This window comes from Flavobacterium sp. A45, from assembly GCF_002001005.1.
Classification (GTDB): Bacteria; Bacteroidota; Bacteroidia; order Flavobacteriales; family Flavobacteriaceae; genus Flavobacterium.
Window position 1 is genome coordinate 1 of the sequence record NZ_MUNX01000028.1, and the last position, 3,595, is coordinate 3,595.

Genomic DNA, 3,595 nt, shown 5'->3' on the forward strand with positions numbered 1-3,595 from the left:
ATTTATAATTTGAAAAATTAAATTAACCCCAAATTGTTTAACCTAAAAAAAAATATTAAAATATGCCAAAAACTACTTTCTTTTAAAATGTTTATAAAAACATTTTAGAGTATATAATTTTTTTTAAACTCTAAAGATTTTTTAATTAACATTTTTAAACCCCTTCTAATATTTAATTTCCATTTTTTTTCTATTAAGTATTATAATTTTTACTAAACTTTGAAAGAAGTGAAAATTTAATTTTTTACTTCTTTCAATAAAAAATAAGCCCTAATATTAACAACTAAACTTAACCTAATGAAAAGAAAATTTGTAATGCTATCAATAGTGTTATTGATAAATGCAGGTGTGTATGCACAAAAGGACCAAATTAAGGCTGCTCAGTCAGTTTTTGAAACCGGTAAAACCCAAGATGCATTGGGTATCTTAAAAAAAATAGAATATTTGATTTATAATTCAACTGATGAAGAGAAATCGGACTTCTACTTTTTGAAAGGTAATGTTTTAAAAGATTTGGCTTCAAAAAATATTGACATGACCAATAATCTTTCATTGGCTTCCGAGGCTTACCAGGAATTGATTAAAGCGGAAAATGAATCAGGTAAGTACAAATTTACTTTGCAGGCTAATAAAGCATTACGAGATATGAAATCTAAGCTTGTCGATGGTGCAGTTGAAGATTTTAAAGCTGGAAAATTTAAAGAGAGTTCAGAGAAGAGTTATAAAGTCTATTTGTTTGATAAAAAAGATACTTTGAATTTATTTAATGCAGCTTCTTCATCGATGGCAGCCAAAGATTATGATTCTGCTGCTAAATATTATGAAGAATTAAAGAAAGTTAATTATTCAGGTAAAGGAATTATATATTATGCAACAGATAAAAAAACAAAACAAGAAGAGTCTTTTGCATCTGTTAATGTAAGAAAAAATTATCTTGAATCAGGACAGTATGAGAAGCCACGAGATGAGTTTGTGCCTTCTAAAAGACTTGAAATCAACAAGAATCTAGCCTATATTTATCTTGAAAAAAATGATATTGCTAAAGCTGAAATTTGTTATAATAAAGTTATAGAGATGGAGCCAAATTATATTGATGCTTATATTAATTTAGCATATGGTAAATTGGAATCTAAAAAGGCTTTGGTTGATGAAATGGCGGCTTTAGGAAATACCCCTAAAGAAATGGAACTATATGATAAATTAAAAATAAAAAAAGATGATTTGGTGAGAAGTGTAATTCCTTATTTGAAAAAAGCATTGACTATTGAGCCGAAAAACGAAGATGTTATGAAGTCTCTATTAGGAGTTTATAGGTCTTTGGATATGACTAATGAATACAACTCATTAAAAGCAAGTATGTAATATTTTCTATTTATATAAAAAAAAATGCTGGACAATCTCCAGCATTTTTTTATATGATTTTTTTAATTACTCGAAGTTTGTGAGTATGTTTATTGTTTTCAGCATTGTAGATTCCTAAATGATCTAATCTGTCAATTCTAACTTTACCACTGGCATGAATGATATAGTTGTTTTCCATTATAATTCCCACATGGATTATATTTCCTTCGTCATTATCAAAAAAAGCTAAATCACCTGATTCACTTTCTTCAATAAAGCTTAATGCTTCCCCTTGTGTTGCTTGTTGTGATGCATCTCGCAATAGTTTATAGCCGTTTAGTTTGTAAACCATTTGAGTAAAACCTGAACAATCTATTCCGAAAGGTGTTTTTCCTCCCCATAAATATGGTGCGTTCAAAAACATGAATGCTGAATTTATTATGTTTTTCCTTGACTTTACTCCACTTATTTTGTTTCCTTCGAAATTATAATTGCTGGTATTAATATCAGGATAGTTCAAAAAGGATAAAGAAGCACCAAGTGGAATCGGAATCAATAAATTGGATGGTGCGATAATATATTCAATCAAATCGGCATTTAGGATTATTGCGTCTGACGAAAGTTGATTGTAGCTGGATTCTGTGATGATTTGAAATTGTTTGGTATCTATCCAGCCTTGGTAATCATCATATTGCATTTTTATATAAGACCATTGTTTGAATTGTTCCAAAACTTCAAAATGTTCTCCAAACAATACCTGAGAAACAATTTCACTTTTATCACTTGCCTCTGCACGAAGTGGAATCATGGCTAGATTACAAATTCCAAACATTTATATAATTTAAATATTAAAATAATACGAATCGAAAATAGTTGTAAAAATAGTAATTTTCAATTCGTATTATTTAATAATTGTATTTTTATTTGAAGTGATATTTAAGAAATATTTCTTTCTATAACAAAGGCAGAAGCACCACCACCACCATTGCAAATTGCAGCGGCTCCGTATTTTGCATTATTTTGTTCCAAAACATTTAATAAGGTAACAATTATTCTGACTCCTGAACAGCCTAAAGGATGACCTAATGAAACTGCTCCGCCATTAATATTTACTTTTTCATTATCTAATCCAAGTATTTTGGAATTGGCTAACCCAACTACTGAAAAGGCTTCATTGAATTCGAAATAATCGATTTCCTCTAAAGTTAGATTTGCTTTTGCTAATGCTTTAGGAAGAGCTTTTGCAGGACTAGTTGTAAACCATTTTGGTTCTTGCGCGGCATCGGCATATCCTTTTATATATGCTAATGGTTTTAAACCTAAAGCATTTGCTTTTTCTTCGCTCATTAAAACAACTGCTGCTGCACCGTCATTAATTGTTGATGCATTTGCTGCGGTAACCGTTCCGTCTTTTGTAAATACAGCATTTAGAGTTGGTATTTTCTCTATCGAAACATTTGTGAATTCTTCATCTTTCGAAATAATAATAGGCTCGCCCTTCCTTTGAGGAACGGCTACAGGAACTATTTCGTTATCAAATTTTCCTTCGCTCCAAGCTTTTGCAGAACGTTTGTAAGATTGAATTGCAAAGTTATCTTGGTCTTCTCTTGTAATATTATATTCTGAAGCGCATAAGTCGGCAGAAACGCCCATTGCATTATTGTCATAGGCATCTGTTAGTCCATCTTTTTGCATTCCATCTACCAATGTACTTGGTCCGAATTTTGTTCCGTTTCTCAAATTCATATAATGAGGAATCAAACTCATGTTTTCCATTCCTCCAGCAATCACAATTTCGGCATCTCCACATTGGATGGCTTGCGACCCAAGCATTAGAGCTTTCATTCCAGAGGCACATACTTTATTGACAGTTGTACAGGTAACATTGTTTGAAAGGCCTGCATAAATTGCAGCTTGGCGTGCTGGAGCTTGGCCTACGCCAGCTTGCACCACATTGCCCATAAAAACTTCGTCTACCAAATTTGGATCTAATTGTATTTTTTCTAATGCACCTTTGATGGCTATTGCTCCTAATTTTGGTGCGGTAACTGTAGATAATCCTCCCATAAAACTGCCGATAGGTGTTCTAACTGCAGAAACGATAACAACTCTTTTGCTCATGTTTATTATATGTTGATTTAGTATAGCAAAATTAAACTTATTTTGTAAAATTCAAATTTTTAATGAATTTAAATTGGGATATATTTAACGAATTGCTGTTTTTGGGTTTGTTTTTATTTAAATTGTTAATAAA

The 3,595-nt window shown here is 31.1% G+C and carries 3 protein-coding genes; 1 reads left to right on the forward strand and 2 read right to left on the reverse strand.

The window, feature by feature from the left end:
• Positions 1–297 precede the first annotated feature (297 nt).
• Positions 298–1,362: a hypothetical protein gene (locus B0E44_RS00225; protein ID WP_254423221.1), complete on the forward strand. Its 1,065-nt coding sequence runs from the start codon at positions 298–300 to the stop codon at positions 1,360–1,362.
• Between the two features lie 49 nt (positions 1,363–1,411).
• Here the strand turns inward: B0E44_RS00225 and B0E44_RS00230 are convergent, their stop codons facing one another.
• Positions 1,412–2,173, reverse strand: a complete 762-nt coding sequence (locus tag B0E44_RS00230; RefSeq protein ID WP_077370194.1) for a C40 family peptidase — start codon at positions 2,171–2,173, stop codon at positions 1,412–1,414.
• A 104-nt stretch (positions 2,174–2,277) separates the two neighbouring features.
• The gene (locus B0E44_RS00235) at positions 2,278–3,462 is read right to left on the reverse strand and encodes an acetyl-CoA C-acyltransferase (protein ID WP_077370195.1); all 1,185 of its coding nucleotides are present in this window, start codon (positions 3,460–3,462) and stop codon (positions 2,278–2,280) included.
• Positions 3,463–3,595: the final 133 nt, after the last annotated feature.

What these genes read in the sequence shown, in the direction of transcription:
- B0E44_RS00225 (WP_254423221.1), top strand. Translation starts at nt 298, where the DNA reads ATGAAAAGAAAATTTGTAATGCTATCAATAGTGTTATTGATAAATGCA.
- B0E44_RS00230 (WP_077370194.1), bottom strand. Translation starts at nt 2,173, where the DNA reads ATGTTTGGAATTTGTAATCTAGCCATGATTCCACTTCGTGCAGAGGCA.
- B0E44_RS00235 (WP_077370195.1), bottom strand. Translation starts at nt 3,462, where the DNA reads ATGAGCAAAAGAGTTGTTATCGTTTCTGCAGTTAGAACACCTATCGGC.